The organism is Acidovorax sp. SUPP2825, assembly GCF_030158995.1.
Classification (GTDB): Bacteria; Pseudomonadota; Gammaproteobacteria; order Burkholderiales; family Burkholderiaceae_C; genus Paracidovorax.
On sequence record NZ_BQXK01000004.1, the window covers coordinates 164,223 to 180,159 of the forward strand.

The 15,937-nt window shown below is 66.3% G+C and carries 16 protein-coding genes; 11 read left to right on the forward strand and 5 right to left on the reverse strand.

The window, feature by feature from the left end; all coding sequences use genetic code 11:
- Positions 1 to 85 precede the first annotated feature (85 nt).
- The 4 genes from rplI to rpsF are packed head-to-tail and all read right to left on the reverse strand — an operon-like array spanning position 86 to position 1,535.
- A complete protein-coding gene (gene rplI / locus AVAK2825_RS07225; RefSeq protein ID WP_272551600.1) occupies positions 86 to 538 on the reverse strand; it encodes a 50S ribosomal protein L9 in 453 nt (150 codons plus the stop codon).
- Between the two features lie 12 nt (positions 539 to 550).
- On the reverse strand, positions 551 to 832 hold the full coding sequence (gene rpsR, locus AVAK2825_RS07230; protein ID WP_011794373.1) for a 30S ribosomal protein S18: 282 nt from the start codon (positions 830 to 832) through the stop codon (positions 551 to 553).
- Positions 833 to 850: 18 nt separating this feature from the next.
- Positions 851 to 1,141, reverse strand: a complete 291-nt coding sequence (gene priB / locus AVAK2825_RS07235) for a primosomal replication protein N (protein WP_272551598.1) — start codon at positions 1,139 to 1,141, stop codon at positions 851 to 853.
- Positions 1,142 to 1,157: 16 nt separating this feature from the next.
- Positions 1,158 to 1,535, reverse strand: coding sequence for a 30S ribosomal protein S6 (gene rpsF, locus AVAK2825_RS07240; RefSeq protein WP_272551597.1), 378 nt, complete (start codon positions 1,533 to 1,535; stop codon positions 1,158 to 1,160).
- Between the two features lie 218 nt (positions 1,536 to 1,753).
- Here rpsF and grpE point away from each other — a divergent pair, with 218 nt between their 5' ends.
- The 9 genes from grpE (at position 1,754) to leuB (ending at position 10,632) form a co-directional block, all read left to right on the forward strand.
- Positions 1,754 to 2,314, forward strand: a complete 561-nt coding sequence (grpE, locus tag AVAK2825_RS07245; RefSeq protein ID WP_272567926.1) for a nucleotide exchange factor GrpE — start codon at positions 1,754 to 1,756, stop codon at positions 2,312 to 2,314.
- 104 nt (positions 2,315 to 2,418) lie between these two features.
- Entirely contained in the window at positions 2,419 to 4,374 is a 1,956-nt protein-coding gene (gene dnaK, locus AVAK2825_RS07250) for a molecular chaperone DnaK (protein ID WP_284395883.1), read from the forward strand.
- Positions 4,375 to 4,462: 88 nt separating this feature from the next.
- Positions 4,463 to 5,608, forward strand: coding sequence for a molecular chaperone DnaJ (gene dnaJ / locus AVAK2825_RS07255; protein ID WP_272567922.1), 1,146 nt, complete (start codon positions 4,463 to 4,465; stop codon positions 5,606 to 5,608).
- A 150-nt stretch (positions 5,609 to 5,758) separates the two neighbouring features.
- Positions 5,759 to 6,694, forward strand: a complete 936-nt coding sequence (locus tag AVAK2825_RS07260) for a LysR family transcriptional regulator (RefSeq protein ID WP_284395887.1) — start codon at positions 5,759 to 5,761, stop codon at positions 6,692 to 6,694.
- 39 nt (positions 6,695 to 6,733) lie between these two features.
- Positions 6,734 to 8,155, forward strand: a complete 1,422-nt coding sequence (gene leuC / locus AVAK2825_RS07265; RefSeq protein ID WP_284395889.1) for a 3-isopropylmalate dehydratase large subunit — start codon at positions 6,734 to 6,736, stop codon at positions 8,153 to 8,155.
- A gap of 67 nt (positions 8,156 to 8,222) precedes the next feature.
- Entirely contained in the window at positions 8,223 to 8,321 is a 99-nt protein-coding gene (locus AVAK2825_RS07270; RefSeq protein ID WP_372588273.1) for an entericidin A/B family lipoprotein, read from the forward strand.
- A 41-nt stretch (positions 8,322 to 8,362) separates the two neighbouring features.
- A complete protein-coding gene (locus AVAK2825_RS07275) occupies positions 8,363 to 8,767 on the forward strand; it encodes a hypothetical protein (protein ID WP_284395893.1) in 405 nt (134 codons plus the stop codon).
- A gap of 38 nt (positions 8,768 to 8,805) precedes the next feature.
- Positions 8,806 to 9,471, forward strand: coding sequence for a 3-isopropylmalate dehydratase small subunit (gene leuD, locus AVAK2825_RS07280; protein ID WP_284395895.1), 666 nt, complete (start codon positions 8,806 to 8,808; stop codon positions 9,469 to 9,471).
- A 90-nt stretch (positions 9,472 to 9,561) separates the two neighbouring features.
- Positions 9,562 to 10,632 (forward strand): 3-isopropylmalate dehydrogenase, encoded by a 1,071-nt coding sequence (gene leuB / locus AVAK2825_RS07285; RefSeq protein WP_284395897.1) that lies wholly within the window; start codon positions 9,562 to 9,564, stop codon positions 10,630 to 10,632.
- 101 nt (positions 10,633 to 10,733) lie between these two features.
- On the opposite strand, the gene AVAK2825_RS07290 is transcribed toward leuB, so the two are convergent.
- Entirely contained in the window at positions 10,734 to 11,531 is a 798-nt protein-coding gene (locus tag AVAK2825_RS07290; RefSeq protein ID WP_284395901.1) for a hypothetical protein, read from the reverse strand.
- Between the two features lie 311 nt (positions 11,532 to 11,842).
- Between AVAK2825_RS07290 and asd the strand changes: the two genes are divergently transcribed.
- Together asd and AVAK2825_RS07300 are read left to right on the forward strand one after the other, a co-directional pair.
- The gene (gene asd, locus AVAK2825_RS07295; protein WP_284395903.1) at positions 11,843 to 12,973 is read left to right on the forward strand and encodes an aspartate-semialdehyde dehydrogenase; all 1,131 of its coding nucleotides are present in this window, start codon (positions 11,843 to 11,845) and stop codon (positions 12,971 to 12,973) included.
- 263 nt (positions 12,974 to 13,236) lie between these two features.
- Positions 13,237 to 15,924 carry a motility hub landmark protein FimV gene (locus AVAK2825_RS07300; RefSeq protein WP_284395905.1) on the forward strand — a complete coding sequence of 896 codons (2,688 nt, stop codon included), beginning with the start codon at positions 13,237 to 13,239 and terminating at the stop codon, positions 15,922 to 15,924.
- The last annotated feature ends 13 nt before the right edge of the window (positions 15,925 to 15,937 follow it).

Below are 15,937 nucleotides of genomic sequence, written 5' to 3' on the forward strand. Positions count from 1 at the left end.
GACCGGTGCATGGAACAGCAGGCCAGAAACGCGAAAGCCGCCCGAGGGCGGCTTCGCGGTCGATGCCAGAGGCAGCGCTTTTTCGTTAAGCGGTTTCGCCGTAGACCGACACGGTCACGTCCACCACCACGTCGGTGTGCAGGGCCACGCTCACCGTGTTGTCGCCGACGACCTTGATCGGGCCGTTGGGCAGGCGGATCTGCGACTTCACGACCTTGTAGCCTTGCTTGTTCAGCTCTTCAGCGATGTCGTGGTTGGTCACGGAACCGAACAGGCGGCCGTCCACGCCGGCCTTTTGCGTCAGCTTGATGGTCGTGCCACCGAGCTTTTCGCCTTGGGCCTGGGACTCGGCCAGCTTCGCAGCAGCGGCCTTTTCGAGTTCGGCGCGCTTGGCTTCGAACTCGGCCTTGGCGGATTCGGTGGCGCGGCGTGCGCGGCCCGAAGGAATTAGGAAGTTGCGGGCGTAGCCGTCTTTGACCTTGACGATTTCGCCGAGGTTGCCGAGGTTCACAACCTTGTCGAGCAGGATGATTTGCATGACTGTTGCTCCTTAGATCTTGTGCTGGTCGCTGTAAGGCACCAGGGCCAGGAAGCGCGCGCGCTTGATGGCGGTGTTCAGTTGACGCTGGTAGATGGCGCGCGTGCCGGTCAGGCGTGCGGGGATGATCTTGCCGTTTTCGGCGATGAAGTCACGCAGCGTGTCGACATCCTTGTAGTCGATCTCTTCCACGCCGGCGACGGTGAAGCGGCAAAAGCGCTTGCGCTTGAACAGCAGCGACTGGGTGTTGCGCTTCGGGCGCTTGTCTTTGTTGAACTTCTTGAACGTGGCCATTTTCGGACCTCTTGAAAATTAATCTTGTTGAATATCCTGGATGTGGAACACCAGCCCCTTGCCGTTGCGCGACGTCGCCAGAAACCCCCGGAAGATCCAGAGGCTGCCGAGCGCCTGTCTTGCCAGCCGCTCTGCGAGCGTGCCGAAGGCAATGGCCTTCACGACCGCCTTGACCTCGCGCTGTGCACCGGCTTCCTGCTGCTGAGACCCGTGTTCGAGCTTCAGATCCAGGGCCGGCAGGCCAGCGGGCGTGTAGCGCAGGGCCTGAGCCTCGGCGATACAGGCGGTGAGGACAACGTGGTTTTCCACTCCTCCAGTCGATGGATCAGCGCTCGCCCGAAGCGGCGAACTCGGCCTGGCTGGCCTTGCGGGCTTCTTCGCGCTCGACGGTCTTCATCATCGAGGAAGGACCCGTGTCGGCCTTCTTCTTTTGAACCGTTAGGTGGCGCAGCACGGCGTCGTTGAACTTGAAGGCATGCTCCAGTTCAGCCATCACGGCCTGGTCGGCTTCGATGTTCACGCACAGGTAGTGGGCCTTGGCCAGCTTGTTGATCAGGTACGCCAGTTGACGGCGGCCCCAGTCTTCCACGCGGTGCACCTTGCCGCCGCCGGCGACGATCATGCCCTTGTAGCGCTCCAGCATGGCTGGAACTTGTTCGCTTTGATCCGGATGGATCAACAAAATGATTTCGTAGTGACGCATGCAAACTCCTTGTGGATGAAACCACCCGCTGCGTCTAGAAGCGGTGTGGCAAGGCAAAGCCGGCGATTATAGCCCCAAGGCCGGTCGCTTGTACACTCACGCCGGCCGAGACCGACGCCAGCCCGACGCATCTGCGTGCAAACGTCGCCTTTTCGCTTGAAATCCGCCGGGTGGCACCCATTTGCCGCGCGTACCGTTCACTTTCAGAAGAAATCGACATGTCCGATCAAAACAATCCAGCCACCGCCTCTCATGGGGACGCCTCCCCCTCTCCTGAAGAAGTCGAAGCCGCGATGGCGGCACATGCCTCCGATGAACTGGGCCGCCTGCAGGGCGAACTGGCCGAGCTGAAGGCCAAGAGCGCCGATCTCGCCGACCAATTCCTGCGCGCCAAGGCCGAGGCCGAGAACGCCCGCCGCCGCGCCGAGGAGGAAATCTCCAAGGCCCGCAAGTTCGGCATCGAGAGCTTCGCGGAAAGCATGCTCCCCGTGGCAGACAGCCTGGCCGCGGCCCTGGCCATCAAGGACGCCACGATCGAACAGCTGCGCGAAGGCTCGGACGCCACGCTGCGCCAGCTCACCTCCGCCCTGGAGCGCAACAAGGTGCTGGCCATCAACCCCAACGCGGGCGACAAGTTCGATCCGCACCAGCACCAGGCCATCAGCATGGTGCCGGCCGACCAGGAGCCCAACACGGTGGTGTCCGTGTTGCAAAAAGGCTACGTGATCGCCGAGCGCGTGCTGCGCCCGGCCCTGGTCACGGTGTCCGCGCCCAAGTAAGCACCCGCCGACCCAAAGAAAAACTGACGGCGACGGCTTGAAGCCGGCCAAGTTATCCACAAGTTATCGGCATCCAAATCTTTTTCAAAATCTCGGAGAACAACATGGGAAAAATCATCGGTATCGACCTGGGCACCACCAACAGCTGCGTGTCCATCATGGAAGGCAACACCACGCGGGTGATTGAGAACTCGGAAGGCGCGCGCACCACGCCCTCCATCGTGGCGTACCAGGAAGACGGCGAAGTGCTGGTCGGCGCCTCGGCCAAGCGCCAGGCCGTCACCAACCCGCAGAACACGCTGTACGCGATCAAGCGGCTGATCGGCCGCAAGTTCACCGAAAAGGAAGTGCAAAAGGACATCGACCTGATGCCCTACAAGATCACGGCGGCCGACAACGGCGACGCCTGGGTCGAAGTGCGCGGCAACAAGATCTCGGCCCAGCAGGTCAGCGCCGACATCCTGCGCAAGATGAAGAAGACCGCCGAGGACTACCTGGGCGAGCCGGTGACGGAAGCCGTCATCACGGTGCCCGCGTACTTCAACGACGCCCAGCGCCAGGCCACCAAGGACGCCGGCCGCATCGCGGGCCTGGACGTCAAGCGCATCATCAACGAGCCCACGGCCGCGGCCCTAGCCTTCGGCCTGGACAAGCAGGAAAAGGGCGACCGCAAGATCGCCGTGTATGACCTGGGTGGCGGCACGTTCGACGTGTCCATCATCGAGATCGCCGACGTCGATGGCGAAAAACAGTTCGAAGTGCTGTCCACCAACGGCGACACGTTCCTGGGCGGCGAAGACTTCGACCAGCGCATCATCGACTACATCATTTCCGAGTTCAAGAAGGACCAGGGCGTCGATCTGTCCAAGGACGTGCTGGCCCTGCAGCGCCTGAAGGAAGCGGCCGAGAAGGCCAAGATCGAGCTGTCCAACAGCGCGCAGACCGACATCAACCTGCCCTACATCACGGCGGACGCCTCGGGCCCGAAGCACCTGAACATCAAGCTCACGCGTGCCAAGCTCGAAGCGCTGGTGGAAGAGCTGATCGAACGCACGATCGCCCCCTGCCGCACGGCCATCAAGGACGCCGGCATCAGCGTGTCGGACATCCATGACGTGATCCTGGTCGGCGGCATGACCCGCATGCCCAAGGTGCAGGACAAGGTCAAGGAGTTCTTCGGCAAGGACCCGCGCAAGGACGTGAACCCGGACGAAGCCGTGGCCGTGGGCGCCGCCATCCAGGGCCAGGTGCTGTCGGGCGACCGCAAGGACGTGCTGCTGCTGGACGTGACGCCGCTGTCGCTGGGCATCGAGACGCTGGGCGGCGTGATGACCAAGATGATCAGCAAGAACACCACGATCCCGACGAAGTTCGCGCAGACCTTCTCGACCGCCGACGACAACCAGCCGGCCGTGACGATCAAGGTGTTCCAGGGCGAACGCGAACTGGCCAGCGCCAACAAGCTGCTGGGCGAGTTCAACCTGGAAGGCATTCCGCCGGCAGGCCGCGGCGTGCCGCAGATCGAGGTGAGCTTCGACATCGATGCCAACGGCATCCTGCACGTGGGCGCCAAGGACAAGGGCACGGGCAAGGAAAACAAGATCACCATCAAGGCGAACTCGGGCCTGTCCGAGGAAGAGATCCAGAAGATGGTGAAGGACGCCGAACTGAACGCGGCCGACGACAAGAAGAAGCTGGAACTGGTCCAGGCGCGCAACCAGGGCGAAGCCGCCGTGCACAGCGTGACCAAGAGCCTGGCCGAGCACGGCGACAAGCTCGATGCCGCCGAGAAGGAGCAGATCGAGTCGGCCGTGAAGGCCCTGGAAGACGCGCTCAAGGGCGAGGACAAGGCCGCCATCGACGAGAAGACGACCGCGCTGATGACCGCCAGCCAGAAGCTGGGCGAGAAGATGTACGCCGAAGCGCAGGCCGCCCAGGCCGCGGCAGCAGGTGGCACGGAAGGTGCAGCGCCCCAGGGCGGTGCCTCGTCCTCCGCCGGCGCAGCACCGCACGACGACAACGTGGTGGACGCGGAAGTGAAGGAAGTGAAGAAAGGCTGAGCGCGCTCGCGTGCCCGACTAGCCGCCGCGCCGGGCCCTGCACAGGGGTCAGCGCGGCGTTCCTGTTCCAACCGAGCTCGGAAAGACCATGTCCAAGAGAGACTTTTACGAAGTTCTGGGCGTTCCAAAGAACGCCTCGGACGAAGAGATCAAGAAGGCTTATCGCAAGCTCGCGATGAAGCACCACCCTGACCGCAACCAGGGTGACGCGGCCAAGCCTGCCGAAGAGCGGTTCAAGGAAGCCAAAGAGGCTTATGAAATGCTCTCCGATCCGCAGAAGCGGGCCGCCTACGACCAGTACGGCCACGCAGGCGTGGACCCGAACATGCGCGGCCCCGGCGGCGCGGGTGCGGAAGGCTTCGGTGGCTTTGCCGAGGCCTTCGGCGACATCTTCGGCGACATGTTCGGCCAGGGCGGGGCGCGCGGGCGCGGCCAGGGCGGGCGCCAGGTCTATCGCGGCAACGACCTGAGCTACGCGATGGAGGTCACCCTCGAAGAGGCGGCCAAGGGCAAGGACGCGCAGATCCGCATTCCCTCGTGGGAATCGTGCGAGACCTGCCACGGCAGCGGCGCCAAGCCGGGCACCAGCGCCAAGACCTGCACCACCTGTGCCGGTGCCGGCACGGTGCAGATGCGCCAGGGTTTCTTCAGCGTGCAGCAGACCTGCCCGCACTGCCGCGGCACGGGCAAGATCATTCCCGAGCCCTGCACCACCTGCCACGGCCAAGGCAAGGTCAAGAAGCAGAAGACGCTGGAAGTGAAGATCCCCGCCGGCATCGACGACGGCATGCGCATCCGCAGCACCGGCAACGGCGAGCCGGGCACCAACGGCGGCCCGCCGGGGGACCTGTACATCGAGATCCGCCTGAAGAAGCACGACATCTTCGAGCGCGACGGCGACGACCTGCACTGCCAGGTGCCCGTGAGCTTCATCACGGCCGCGCTGGGCGGCGAGATCGAAGTGCCCACGCTGCAGGGCAAGGCGGCCATCGACATTCCCGAAGGCACCCAGGCCGGCAAGCAGTTCCGCCTGCGCGGCAAGGGCATCAAGGGCGTGCGGGCCAGCTACCCCGGCGACCTGTATTGCCACATCGCGGTGGAAACACCGGTCAAGTTGACCGAGCACCAGCGCAAGCTGCTGCGCGAGCTGGAGGAGTCGCTCAAGAAAGGCGGCGCCAAGCACTCTCCCAGCGGCGAGAGCTGGACCGACCGGCTGAAGAACCTGTTCAGCTGATCGCAGCGAGGCCTTCACCGCCAACGGCGCCTTCGGGCGCCGTTTTTTTGCGTGAATGGGCAGCAAAGCCATCGCATACCACGATGGCTCACGGCATTTTCATGGGAGAAAATACGGCAACTCTCTGATTCAGAGAATTCTCCAACCACGATGAAAAGCTCCGAGCGCAGTTTTGCGCGCCGAATCGACCTCACCTCGCTGCAGCTCTTCGTGGCCGTCTGCGAACTGGGAAGCATCGGCCGCGCGGCGGCGCGGGAGTTCATCGCCGCCTCCGCCGTCAGCAAGCGCCTGTCCGACCTGGAAACCGCGGTGGACACCGCCCTGCTCTACCGGCACAGCCGCGGCGTCACCCTCACGCCCGCCGGCGAAAGCCTGCTGCACCACGCCCGCACCGTGCTGTTCGGCCTGGAGCGCATGCAGGGCGAACTGAGCGAATACGCCGACGGGGTGCGCGGCCATGTGCGCATGCACGCCAACATCTCGGCCATTGTGCAGTTCCTGCCCGAGGACCTGGGGGCCTTCGCCCGCGCGCACAGCCAGGTCAAGATCGACCTGCAGGAACACCTGAGCCCCGACGTGCTGCAGGCCGTGCGCGAGGGCGCGGCCGACCTGGGGCTGTGCCACACCGGCACCGCCGCCGAACCGGAGGGCCTGCAAAGCCGCCCCTACCGCAGCGATCGTCTGGTGCTCGTCGTGCCGCAAGGGCATGCATTGTCCCGGCATGCTGCTATCAAATTTGAAGCAATCCTCGACTGCGACATCGTCGGCCTGCAGGCCAACAGCAGCATCAGCCTGGCCATGCAACAGGCGGCCGCGCAAGCCGGGCGCCCGCTGCGCCAGCGCATCCAGGTCACCGGGCTGGACGCCATGTGCCGCATGATCGACAACGGCCTGGGCGTGGGCCTGCTGCCGGACCGGGCCTTCGCGCTGATGCGCGGCGTGGGCCGGCTGCAATCCGTCGCGCTCGACGAACCCTGGGGCCAGCGCGAGCTGCGCCTGGTGGCCCGCGACTTCGACACCCTGCCGGTCACGGCCCGGCTGCTGGTCGAACACTTGGTGCCACCTGCCCTGCCCGAGCCTTCCTAAAATCATCCACCCCACCTGAAACCCACCAAAGAGACCGCCATGGGACGCACCCTGTACGACAAGATCTGGGACGAGCACGTCGTCCACACCGAAGAGGACGGCACCGCCATCCTCTACATCGACCGCCACCTGGTGCACGAAGTGACCAGCCCGCAGGCGTTCGAGGGCCTGCGCCAGGCCGGCCGCAAGGTCTGGCGCGTCAGCTCCATCGTCGCCACGGCGGACCACAACACGCCCACCACCGGCTGGGAGCGGGGCTACGACGGCATCACCGACCCGATCAGCAAGGAGCAGATCACCACGCTCGACAAGAACATCGCCGAGGTCGGCGCGGCGGCGTTCTTCCCGTTCATGAGCAAGCGCCAGGGCATCGTCCACGTGATCGGCCCCGAGAACGGCGCCACGCTGCCCGGCATGACGGTGGTGTGCGGCGACAGCCACACCAGCACGCACGGCGCCTTCGGCGCGCTGGCGCACGGCATCGGCACCAGCGAGGTCGAGCACGTCATGGCCACGCAGACCCTGCTGGCCAAGAAGGCCAAGAACATGCTCATCCGCGTGGATGGCCAGGTCGCGCCCGGCGTGACGGCCAAGGACATCGTGCTGGCCATCATCGGCAAGATCGGCACGGCGGGCGGCACGGGCTACACCATCGAGTTCGGCGGCCCGGCGATCCGCGCCCTCAGCATCGAAGGCCGCATGACGGTGTGCAACATGGCCATCGAGGCGGGCGCGCGTGCTGGCCTGGTGGCGGTGGACGACAAGACCATCGACTACGTGAAGGGCCGGCCGCTGTCGCCCTCGGGCTTGGAATGGGACCAGGCGGTGGCCTACTGGAAGACGCTGCAGTCGGACGCCGACGCGCACTTCGACACGGTGGTCACGCTGAACGCTGCGGACATCGTGCCGCAGATCACCTGGGGCACCTCGCCCGAGATGGTGCTGGGCGTGGATGCCCGCGTGCCCGATCCCGACAAGGAAAAGGACGCCAACAAGCGCGGCGCGATGGAGCGCGCGCTCACCTACATGAACCTGGAGCCCGGCAAGGCGCTGAACGACATCTTCGTGGACAAGGTGTTCATCGGCTCGTGCACCAACAGCCGCATCGAGGACATGCGCGAAGCCGCTGCCGTGGTCAAGAAGCTGGGCCAGAAGGTCGCCAAGAACATCAAGCTGGCCATGGTGGTGCCCGGCTCCGGCCTGGTGAAGGAGCAGGCCGAGCGCGAAGGCCTGCACGAGATCTTCAAGGCCGCGGGCTTCGAATGGCGCGAGCCCGGCTGCTCGATGTGCCTGGCCATGAACGCCGACCGCCTGGAGCCCGGCGAGCGCTGCGCCTCCACCAGCAACCGAAACTTCGAAGGCCGCCAGGGCGCGGGTGGACGCACCCACCTGGTCTCGCCGGCCATGGCGGCCGCGGCCGCCGTGCACGGCCACTTCGTGGACGTGCGCCAGTTCGCCTGAGCGCCACGGCTGCATTCCATTCACCCCAAGGACACTTGCCGTGAACAAGACCGCCACCCTTCTCACCCTGGCCCTCGCTTGCCTGCTGGCCGGCTGCAACACCGTCAAGGGCATGGGCCAGGACGTGCAACGCGCGGGCAGCGCCATCGAACGGGCCGCCAAATGACCGGCCGCGCCACGCCCCAGACCTCCAGAAAGGACCGCCGCATGAAAGCCGTATGGCCCCTCTTCGCTGCCTGGCTCCTGGGCGTTTCCGCCACGGCCCTGGCGGCTGACCGCGCCTGCGTGATCGAAGGCAACGTGCCCGTCGCCGGCAAAACCGTGGCGGTGAAGGACTGCATGGAGTTCACCGCCGGCATTCCGGCCGAGCAGCTCAAGGCGAGCTGCAACGGCCTGGCGCAGACCTCGGCCCAACTCGGGGGCAAGGCAGGCAAGGTGACCTTCCTCGCGCAGTGCCCCCGGCCCGCCAGTGGCGCGTGCAAGGGGCTGATGGGCCAGCCGCTGGACGCCTACTACTACAACCTGTCGCCCGAAGCCGTGCAGGAAAAACGCAAGGCCTGCGAAACATCCACCGCCGCCATCAAGGGCGGCACCTGGAGCAACGGGCAGTAACGCACCGCTGTCTTAGAGCCCTCTTCCGGACACACACCATGCAGAAATTCACCCTCCACCAAGGCCTCGTGGCCCCCATGGACCGCGAGAACGTCGATACCGACGCCATCATTCCGAAGCAGTTCCTCAAGTCGATCAAGAAGACCGGATTCGGCGTGAACCTGTTCGACGAGTGGCGCTACCTGGACCACGGCGAGCCGGGCGAGGACCCGGCGAGCCGCAAGCCCAACCCGGACTTCGTGCTCAACCAGCCCCGCTACGCCGGCGCGTCCATCCTGCTGGCGCGCAAGAATTTCGGCTGCGGATCGAGCCGAGAGCACGCGCCCTGGGCGCTGGACCAATACGGCTTTCGCGCCGTGATCGCGCCGAGCTTCGCGGACATCTTCTTCAACAACTGCTTCAAGAACGGCCTGCTGCCCATCGTGCTGCCCGAGGCCACCGTGGCGCAGCTGTTCGATGAGGTGCACGCCTTTCCCGGCTACCAGCTCACCATCGATCTGGAGCGCCAGGTGATCGTGCGCCAGAACCGCGGCGAGGTCGTGGGCGAAGAGATTCCGTTCGAGGTGAACGCCTTTCGCAAGTACTGCCTGCTCAACGGGTTCGACGACATCGGCTTGACCCTGCGGCAGTCCGACAAGATCAAGGTGTTCGAGGCCCAGCGTCTGGCCACCAAGCCCTGGCTGGCCCACACCATGGCGGGCTGATCTGCCTGCCGGCAGCCAACATCAAGTATTCAATCGGCCCGCAGCGCAATAAGCACTAGGGCATATCGCTATCAAAAGAGAAGCAAAGACATGAAAATCGCAGTTTTGCCGGGTGACGGCATCGGCACGGAAATCGTGGCAGAGGCCGTCAAGGTGCTGGATGTGCTGGGCCTTCCGTTCGAGATGGAGTCCGCCCTGGTCGGCGGCGCCGCCTACGAGGCCCACGGCCACCCGCTGCCCGAAGCCACGCTGAAGCTGGCGCAGGACGCCGACGCCGTGCTGTTCGGCGCTGTCGGCGACTGGAAGTACGACAAGCTCGACCGCCCCCTGCGCCCCGAGCAGGCCATCCTGGGCCTGCGCAAGCACCTGGGGCTGTTCGCCAACTTCCGCCCGGCCATCTGCTACGAGCAGCTGGTGGGCGCTTCGAGCCTCAAGCCCGAGCTGATCTCGGGTCTCGACATCCTCATCATCCGCGAGCTGACGGGCGACATCTACTTCGGCCAGCCGCGCGGCCGGCGCACGGCCGTGGACGGCCACTTCCCCGGTGCCGAAGAGGCCTTCGACACCATGCGCTACTCCAAGCCGGAGATCGAGCGCATCGCCCACGTGGCGTTCCAGGCCGCGCGCAAGCGCAGCAAGAAGGTCACCAGTGTGGACAAGGCCAACGTGCTGGAAACCTTCCAGTTCTGGAAGGACGTGGTCACCGAAGTGGGCCAGCAGTACCCCGACGTGGAACTGCAGCACATGTACGTGGACAACGCGGCCATGCAACTCGTGAAGGCGCCCAAGGCCTTCGACGTGGTGGTCACCGGCAACATGTTCGGCGACATCCTGTCGGACGAGGCTTCCATGCTCACCGGCTCCATCGGCATGCTGCCCTCGGCCAGCCTCAACAGCAAGAACCAGGGCCTGTACGAGCCCAGCCATGGCAGCGCGCCCGACATCGCCGGCAAGGGCGTTGCCAATCCGCTGGCCACCATCCTGAGCGCCGCGATGATGCTGCGCTTCAGCCTGAACCAGGAAGCGGCCGCCCAGCGCATCGAAGCGGCCGTGCAGAAGGTGCTGGCCCAAGGCCTGCGCACGCCGGACATCTGGAGCGAAGGCACCACGAAGGTGGGCACGGCGCAGATGGGCGACGCCGTGGTGAAGGCCCTGGGCTGACCGCTGCAGCCCGGCACGCGCTGAAGCGGGCCGTTCCTGCCCAAAAGGGTGGCCCGCCGGCCACCCTTTTTTATGGGCGCATGCGTTGGCGATCGCTGGTATCAGCGCGCGTCGGTTGCGGCCTGCGGCGCGACCGATGCCACGCGAACGAAGGACCGGCGACGCACCCAGAAGACCAGCGCCCCCAACGGCGCGGAGATGGTGAGGATGAGCGGAGCCTGGGGCCCCGCCTTCACAAAGCCCGCTCCCAGCAGCTGCAGGCTCAACCACTGCGCGGACCATGCGCCCGTGGTCCAGTCCAGATGGCACTGCACCACGCCCACCGCGACCACGGCACACCACAGCCACTTGCGCTTCGGGATCGGCGTGCGAACGCAGACCCACAGCGTATAGACGATCCCGAGCGGAATGCCGATCGCGAGCGCAAGGAACAGGTAGTGGCCCGGCGATTTGCCTTCCAGCGAAAAGCGGTGGGTGGCGGCCAGGGACTGCGACGCCGGCGTCACCTGCAGTGCATTGAAGACGACCGCGCCGTCGCGCTGCTCCAGCATGGCAGAGACGACCAGCCAGGACTGCGGATACTCGTACTCGAGCGTGAGGTGGTGGAAGGTCGCGGAATCGGTCTTCAGAACCTGAACGCCCACCGCCTCGGCGGATTGGGGCGGTCCCGGAGGGATCAATGCCGCCATCCGGCCCAGGTTCTGCCGCAGATCGGCGGTGCGCAGCCGGGGCGCCAGCCGGGCCTCGATGGCCGGGAAATCCTGGCGGGCCAGTTCATCGACGGCGTCGCGAACCCTCTGCGTCTCCTGCGGCGCGATCGATGCCGGGCTGTCCTGAGACGCATTGCAGCCGCTCAACAGGGCGGCCAGGGCAAGAAAGGCGGTGGCGACGATGCGCATGCGGTGAGGGACCTTCGGCGTGGAAAAAAGGCCGGATGTTAAACAACACCTCCCGCCGCCCCTCAAAAAACAGCACCGTCGGCAAAAGGCCTTCCGCTACAATCGCCGCCTATGTTTGCCGCCCGCCCGTTCACCCTGCTGAACACTGCACCCGCCGCCCTGGCCGGTGGGGCCGCGCGCGCAACCACCACCAAAACCACGACCATTAAGGGCTGATCCAGCCTGGTTCGTCGTGCGCCCTTCCTGGCCAGACGAGCCAGGCGAAAAGTCCCGGTCGGGTACTGTTTCTTAAACTGAATAGGGGCGTTGAAATGAGCAAGTTGGTAGGTTTGGTCGGCTGGCGCGGCATGGTCGGCTCCGTATTGATGGACCGCATGCAGGCCGAAGGCGATTTCGGTCTCATCGAGCCCGTGTTCTTCTCCACGTCGAACGCAGGCGGCAAGGCCCCGGCGCAGGCCAAGAACGAAACCACGCTCCAGGACGCCTTCGACATCAACGCCCTCAAGCGCTGCGACATCATCCTGACCGCCCAGGGCGGCGACTACACCACCGAAGTGTTTCCCAAGCTGCGCGATGCCGGCTGGAACGGCCACTGGATCGACGCCGCTTCCACGCTGCGCATGAAGGAAGACGCGGTCATCGTGCTGGACCCGGTCAACCTGCCCGTGATTCAGGACGCCCTGGCCAAAGGCGGCAAGAACTGGATCGGCGGCAACTGCACCGTGAGCTGCATGCTGATGGGCGTGGGTGCTCTGTACAAGGCCGGCCTGGTCGAGTGGATGAGCACGCAGACCTACCAGGCAGCCAGCGGCGGCGGCGCCCAGCACATGCGCGAACTGCTCACGCAATACGGCACGCTGAACGCAGAAGTGCGCTCGCTGCTGGACGATCCCAAGAGCGCCATCCTGGAAATCGATCGCAAGGTCATCGCCAAGCAACGCAGCCTGTCGGACGCGGAAACCGCCAACTTCGGCGTGCCCCTGGGCGGCAGCCTGATCCCCTGGATCGACAAGGACCTGGGCAACGGCATGTCCAAGGAAGAGTGGAAGGGCATGGCCGAGACGAACAAGATCATGGGCCAGGGCGAAGGCTTCGACACGCCCGCGGTGCCTGTGGACGGTTTTTGCGTGCGGGTGGGCGCCATGCGCTGCCACAGCCAGGCCCTGACCTTCAAGCTGAAGAAGCATGTGCCCGTGGCCGACATCGAGGCTATGATCGCTGCCGACAACGAGTGGGTGAAGGTCGTGCCCAACACGCGCGAAGCCACCTTGAAGGACCTGACCCCCGTGGCCGTCACCGGCACCATGACGATTCCCGTGGGCCGCATCCGCCAGATGGCGATGGGACCGGAATACATCGGCGCTTTCACCATCGGCGACCAACTGCTGTGGGGTGCCGCCGAACCGCTGCGCCGCATGTTGCGCATCCTGCTGGCCGAATGACGCGGCGGGCGCTGACACCGAAACGGTGCCAGCGCCTTTAAGCACCAACGTTTTGTTACTGCTCGTTGTCCTTTGACAACATTGCTGCAGTGCACATTGCCCTTCTGAAAGGCGCCCAAAGGTTGCGCCATGGCTCAGCTTGTCAGTGCAAAACATTGATGCTATTGTGCTTTTTACACATTTTCACGCTTACGCGCGGAACCAAAACTGCCTGAATCTGGCACCTTGCCAGACCGCACAATCCTCTTTTGTTGATGGCACACATGCATCGTTGGAAACTCTCAATCCTGGCCGCCGCGGCCGTCATGTCGGCCGGCCTGTATGCCACCGATGCGAATGCTCTCGCCCTGGGCCGCCTCACCGTGCAGTCCGCCCTTGGCGAGCCCCTGCGCGCCGAGATCGAGCTGCCCCAGATCACTGCCGCCGAAGCGGATTCGCTGCGAGCGGCCCCCGCGTCCCCCCAGGTGTTCCGCGCCCAGGGGATGGAAGTGTCTCCCGCACTGAACAGCCTGCGCGTGCAACTGCAGCGCCGCAGCGATGGCTCGATGGTGCTGCAACTCACCAGCGACCGCCCCATCAACGACCCCTTCGTCGACCTGGTGCTGGATGCCACCTGGAACTCCGGCCAGATCGTGCGCAGCTACACCATGCTGTTCGACCCGCCGGCCCTGCGCCGCGCGCCGGCCACCGTGACCGCATCGCCCCAGGTGACGGCGCCGTCCGCCCCGGCCGCTGCGCCGGCCCCTCGCACGCCCCGGGCTGCTGAGTCCGCTCCGTCCCAAACGGCGGCTACCGCCACGCCACGCCCGGCGCCGGCCCCCACGCCCCGCCCTGCCGCAGCACCGGCCCCGGCGGGTGCCGCCGGCTCGGTCACCGTGCAAGCCGGCGACACCGCGGGCCGCCTGGCCGCCGCCAACCGCCCCGCCGGCGTGTCGCTCGACCAGATGCTGGTGGCGATGATGCGCTCCAACCCCGACGCCTTCATCCGCGGCAACGTGAACCGGCTGAAATCGGGCGCGGTGCTGCAGCTGCCTGATGAAACGCAGGCACGGGCCACCCCCCCCGGCGAGGCACGCCAGATCATTGCCGCGCAAAGCCGCGACTTCAACGAATTCCGCCGCCGCCTGGCCGGTGCCGCACCCTCCGCTGAGGTGGCCGCCGCCGAGCGCTCGGCCAGCGGCAAGGTACAGACCCAGGTCGAGGACCGCAAGCCCGCCACGGCCGCGCCGGACAAGCTCACGCTGTCCAAGGGCGCCGTGCAAGGCCAGAAGGCCGCCGAAGACCAGGTGGCCAAGGACAAGCAGGCCAGCGCCGCGTCGGCGCGCATGGCCGAGCTGTCGAAGAACATCTCCGACCTGAACAAGCTCGGAACCGCCTCCGCGCCGGTGTCCACGGGCTCCGGCAGCGCGCCCGCAGCCACCGCCAGCGCCGCCACGGGCGCAGCCGTGGCAACAGGCGCCGTGGTACCGCCCGCTCCGGCGCCCGCGCCACAAGCCCCCGCCAGCGTGGCCAGCGCCCCTGCGCCCCCCGCTGCTGCCGTGACGCCCGCCAGCACGGCGGCAACCCCGGCATCCAGCGTGGCGAGTGCCGAGCCGACCCCGCCAGTGGTGGCAGCCCCTGCGCCAGCGCCCGTTGCCGTGCCCGCCCCAGCCCCCGACACGGAGGAGCCAGGCTTCTTCTCCAACCTGTTCGACGACCCCATGCTGCCGCTGGCCGGCGGTGCCTTGCTGGCGTTGCTGCTGGGCTACGGCGTCTACCGCACGGTCCAGAACCGCCGCAACCAGCACGCGGTGGACAGCTCGTTCATGGAAAGCAAGCTGCAGCCGGATTCGTTCTTCGGCGCCAGCGGCGGCCAGCGCGTGGACACGGCCAGCAGCCAACTGAGCACCGGTTCTTCGATGGCCTATTCGCCCAGCCAGCTCGATGCCGGCGGCGATGTCGATCCCGTGGCCGAAGCCGACGTGTATCTGGCCTATGGCCGCGACCTGCAGGCCGAAGAGATCCTCAAGGAGGCCGTGCGCCACAACCCGGACCGCACCTCGGTCCACGTCAAGCTCGGCGAGATCTACGCCAAGCGCCAGGACCGCAAGGCGCTGGAAGCCGTGGCGCAGGACGTCTTCCGGCTGACCGATGGCCAAGGCCCCGACTGGGCCCGCGTGTCCGAACTGGGCCGCGAACTCGATCCCGAGAACCCGCTGTACCAACCCGGCGGCCGCCCTGGCGTGGTCCTGGACGACGACGGCCCCAACACCGGCAATGGCTTTGCCAGCACCTTCACGGACGGCCGTCCGCAGATGGCCGGCGCCACCAGCGCGGCCCTGCCACCCGATCTGGACCTCGACCTCGATCTGGCGGACGACGCCCTGACCGAAGCGCCGCCCGCGCCACCTGCCGCACCGGGTGCCTTCGCCGCTGCGGCCGCCGCTGCCGGTGCCATGGCCGCCGCGCCGGCCTGGGCTCCCGCACCGACGCCCGCTCCCGCTGTTTCGGAGCCACCCGCACTGGACACGGGGGCCCTGGACCTGCCCGAACCATCGTGGGACAAGCCGGTGGCCACCGCGGCCGCCCCGCTGTCGCCGCCTCCGGACACCGCCGATCTGGAATTCCCGACCGACCTGCGGCTGATGGATTCCGCTCCGGCACCGCTGTCATCCGCCGAGGCCCCTCCGTCGGGCCCGGCGCCGCTCGAATTCGACCTCGGAGCGCTGTCGCTGGACCTGGACACGCCTGCCGGCAATACCAGCCCATCCGCCAGCCCAGCCGTGCAGGATCTGCCGCAAGCGACTCCGCCCCTGCCCGACGATCCGCTGGCGACCAAGCTCGCCCTGGCGGAAGAATTCAACGCCATCGGCGACAGCGAAGGCGCACGCACCCTGATCGAGGAAGTCATCGCCGAATCGTCCGGCGCGCTCAAGACACGGGCGCAACGCCTGCTGTCCGAACTGGGCTGATGCACGGCACCAG